This window comes from Candidatus Cryosericum odellii (assembly GCF_003570935.1).
Taxonomy (GTDB): Bacteria; Caldisericota; Caldisericia; order Cryosericales; family Cryosericaceae; genus Cryosericum; species Cryosericum odellii.
Genome location: NZ_QXIU01000143.1, coordinates 1,401 through 5,519, shown reverse-complemented (window position 1 = coordinate 5,519; position 4,119 = coordinate 1,401). Strand labels below are relative to the sequence as shown.

General features: G+C 57.1%; 4 protein-coding genes. All 4 read left to right on the top strand.

Going from position 1 to position 4,119, the window contains the following annotated elements; genetic code table 11:
* On the top strand, positions 1 to 243 hold a 243-nt coding region (locus tag SMC5_RS05955), incomplete at its 5' end, for a class II aldolase/adducin family protein (RefSeq protein ID WP_207799106.1).
* A 245-nt stretch (positions 244 to 488) separates the two neighbouring features.
* Positions 489 to 1,526, top strand: a complete 1,038-nt coding sequence (locus SMC5_RS05950; protein ID WP_207799105.1) for a sugar-binding protein — start codon at positions 489 to 491, stop codon at positions 1,524 to 1,526.
* 162 nt (positions 1,527 to 1,688) lie between these two features.
* Positions 1,689 to 2,648, top strand: coding sequence for an ABC transporter permease (locus tag SMC5_RS05945; protein ID WP_119119981.1), 960 nt, complete (start codon positions 1,689 to 1,691; stop codon positions 2,646 to 2,648).
* An 11-nt stretch (positions 2,649 to 2,659) separates the two neighbouring features.
* A partial coding sequence (locus SMC5_RS05940; protein ID WP_133299173.1) for a sugar ABC transporter ATP-binding protein occupies positions 2,660 to 4,119 on the top strand: 1,460 nt, incomplete at its 3' end.

Below are 4,119 nucleotides of genomic sequence, written 5' to 3'. Positions count from 1 at the left end.
GACCCGGACGAGGTTTCGATGGTCCTTGTCGGCGGTCACGGACCCTTTGCCTGGGGACCGAGCGCTGCAAAAGCAGTGTATAACGGGGCTGTTCTCGAAGAGATTGCCCGAATGGCGGCATTGACTCTCCAGATCAACCCGTCTGCCAAGCCGCTGCCTGACTATATCGTAAACAAGCATTACCAACGGAAGCATGGACCAGATGCGTACTATGGCCAGACCAGCCCTGTTAGTTCAAAGTAAGCATAGCAGCTTACACAGGCTGTTTTCGAGTTTTGTCGCGTGGCAACAAAACTCTTGTGGTACGGCAAGAAACGTACCACAAATAATCAGGGACAAAAAGGAGGTGCGGAAATATTTGATTTTTGCCTGTAATTCTGGGAAGAGGCCGTCATGAACGTCGACAGTCTCATGGAGCTGGGCATTACCGACACTGTTGGCAAAGCGAAAGCTTTGACGGTAAGTCGAGATGTACAAAGGAGAGTAAGATGAAGAAACGAAGCACGCTCGTACTGCTCGTTGTCATGGCCGTGATCATCCCGATGGTCATGCTCACGTCCTGCACACAGAAGGCTGCCACCACCACCCCCCCGGTCACCACCCCTTCCGCCACCACCACGCCCGCCAAGCAGCTGACGTTCGTGATGGTTCCGAAGGGAGTTCATCCGTACTATATCCCATGCTACCAGGGTTTCGTGGATGCCGGCGCCAAATATGGCATCAAGGTTGAAGAGGCCGTCCCGCAGAAATTCGAGGTTCCGCTCCAGGTGCAGGTTATCGAAGACCTGATCGCCCAGAAGGTCGACGGCATCGCGATTTCCGCCAACGACGACGCCGGGCTCGTGCCGGTCATCGCCGAGGCAACCAAGGCAGGAATCAAGGTCATCACCTTTGATGCACCGGCTCCTTCCTCCGCGGCACTCTGCTACATCGGCACCGACAACGAGAGCGCCGGTTCCGCAGCTGCGACAGAAATGGCCAAACTTATGGGCAACAAGGGCAACCTGATCATCCTTCAGGGTGGCCTCGCTGCATCGAACCTGAACCTTCGCACCAAGGGTTTCAAGGAAACAATGGCAAAGATTGCGCCGAATATCAAGATCCTCGACGTCGTTGACGAACAAGGTGACTTAAGCGTCACCCAGACGAAGACAGAAGCGATTCTCGAGGCCTATCCGAAACTGAATGCGATTTTCGCGGTTTCCGCGGAAATCGCCGGCGCCAACAGCGCCGTCAAGGATGCAATCGCCAAGGGGCGCCTGAAACAGGGCCAGGTCATCCTCGGCGGATTCGACGACGTTACAACTACCCTCGATGGAATTAAAGATGGGTCCATCGCGTTCTGCCTCGTCCAGAAGACCTACAAGATGGGTTGGCTCTCCATCGAGAACCTCCTCGCTGCAACGCAAGGCAAGACCCTCCAAAACATCGATACCGGCATGGTCATCGTCACGAAAGCCAACGTCGCCACCTACATGGACGACATGAAGAAAGAGTTCGCCGGGGCAACTACCGGCGGCAGTTAATACGGTAGCGTATCGTCGGCGCGCAGGACGTTGCCTGCGCGCCGACGATACGCGCGGGGACGACGAACACCCGCGTACGCGGAGGATTGCCCGCGCGTCATAACGCGAATGCTTTCCGCCTTCGCGCGACGTATATTCCTTTAGTCAAAAGGAGAAACTACTATGACAAAGAAACAGGCGAGAGGCTGGTCCGTGGTCTCCGCAATCGTCAAACAGCGCGAGTCGGCAATCTTCCTGGCACTTCTCATCATGATTGCGGTCATCCAGATCATGGCTCCAAACTTGCTGAGCGGAAGCAACGTCTATCTCGTTTCCCGCCAGATTGCCCTCGTAGCCATCGTGGCCATTGGCGAGCTCTTTGTCATCCTTACCGGTGGCATCGACCTGTCGGTCGGCGCCACCATGGGTCTCGCCGGCGTCGCATCGGCTGGCGCGATGGTGGCCGGCGTCAATCCATGGCTTGCAATCCTGTTCGGCATGGTCGTCGGCGTCCTCATCGGTATTTTCAACGGCTGGCTCGTTTCGTACGTACTTATCCCCCCCTTCATTGTCACCCTCGGTTCCCAGGAGATCGCCCGAGGAACGATCCTCATTGTCACCAAGGGCTGGCCGATCACAAACATCCCCAAGTCGATCCTGTTCATCGCCCAGGGGGACTTCCTCCATATTCCTGTTCCGGTCTGGATCATGCTCGTTGTTGCTATTATCGCCCAGGTAGTTCTCACAAAGACCTCGTTCGGGCGGCGCATCTACGCCATCGGTGGCAACGAAACGGCGACCTTCCTTTCCGGCGTCAACGTCAAGAAGATCAAATTCTTCCTCTACGTGATCGCCGCCTTCACCGCGAGCATCGTCGGCATCATCCTGGTGGCGCGGTTCGAATCTGCCCAGGCGGACGCGGGGACCGGCTGGGAGATGCAAGCGATCGCCTCGGCCGTCATCGGCGGTACTTCGCTCGCCGGCGGCGCTGGAAGCGTGCTCGGCTGCGTCATCGGTGCCTGCATCATGGGCATCCTCGCCAACGGCCTCGTACTGATGAGAGTCTCGTCCTACTGGCAGACGGCCATCATCGGTGTCGTCATCGTACTCGCGGCCGTACTCGACCATTTCCGGAAGAAGTAGACGGATCCAGCATGGAAAACAAGACTCTGGTAATGAAGGGCATCACGAAGTCGTTCCCCGGCGTCCTTGCCCTCCACGACGTCGATTTCGAGGTCAAACCTGGTGAGGTCGTCGGTCTCATGGGGGAAAACGGCGCGGGGAAATCAACCCTGATGAAGATCCTCACCGGCGTGTACCAGCCAGATTCAGGGACGGTCACCTGGGGCGGAAAGCAGGTATCCTTCACCACGACACGGCAAGCCCAGGCTGCCGGAATCTCTATCATCTTCCAGGAACTCAATAACTGCCCGAACCTGAAACCCCTCGACAACCTCTTCCTGGGGCGTGAGTTGGACAGGAAGAACTCACCCTTCCTCGATCTCAAGATGATGCAGGAGAAGGCGGCCGAGGTCTTCAAATACCTCGATGTCTCTGTCAACATGGACACCGAGGTGAGAAATCTCAGTACGGCCCAGCAGCAGATGATCGAGATCGCAAAGGCCCTCCTCACGAATGCCAGCCTCCTCATCATGGATGAGCCAACCTCTTCCCTCAGCGACCGGGAGGTCACCAAGCTCTTCAGCGTCATCACGGAACTCAAATCCAGGGGCATCTCTGTCATCTTCATCTCACACAAACTGGACGAGGTGTTTGAGATCACCGACCGGATCGTCGTCCTCCGCGACGGCGAGAGCATGGGAGAGCTGGTGACGAAGAACTCGACCCAGAAGCAGCTCATAACGAAGATGGTCGGCCGGGAGATATCGAACTTCTATACCCAGCGGACCTCAAAGGCCGCCGACGAGGTCGTCTTCGAGGCAAAGAACCTCTCCGGTCCTCCTTATGTCGAGGATGTGAGCTTCGCCGTCCACAAGGGTGAGATCGTGGGGCTTGCCGGGCTTATCGGTGCGGGTCGGACAGAAACGGCCCGGCTCATCATCGGCGCCGCTAAGAAGACGAAAGGAGAGATCCTCCTCGACGGAAAACCGGTCGAGATCAGAAGCCCCGAGGAGGCGGTAGCCCACGGGATCGCCTACCTTCCCGAAGACCGAAAAGTCCAGTCCCTCATACTCAACATGACCGTCCGTGACAACCTGACGATGAGTATCCACAAGGTACTTACCAACTGGTTCGGCATCATCAATCGGACCCAGGAGCGGCAGATCACCGACAAGTACATCAAATCGCTCGACATCAAGCTGACGAACCGGGAACAGGTAATCTCCGGCCTCTCCGGTGGAAACCAGCAGAAGGTTGTCATCGCAAAATGGCTTGCGACGGTGCCGAGGCTCCTGATCCTGGACGAACCGACCCGCGGTATTGACGTCCACGCCAAGAGCGAGGTACACCGGATCATCGCAGAACTCGCCGATTCGGGCGTTTCCATCATATTCATTTCGTCTGAACTTCCCGAGATCCTCGAGTTGTCCGATCGGGTCGTCGTCATGCGCGAGGGGAAGGTCTGTACCATCCTCGACCGCAAGGACGCAAC

Coding starts and splice junctions, on each gene's coding strand:
- SMC5_RS05945 (WP_119119981.1), top strand. CDS start 1,689: ATGACAAAGAAACAGGCGAGAGGCTGGTCCGTGGTCTCCGCAATCGTC.
- SMC5_RS05950 (WP_207799105.1), top strand. CDS start 489: ATGAAGAAACGAAGCACGCTCGTACTGCTCGTTGTCATGGCCGTGATC.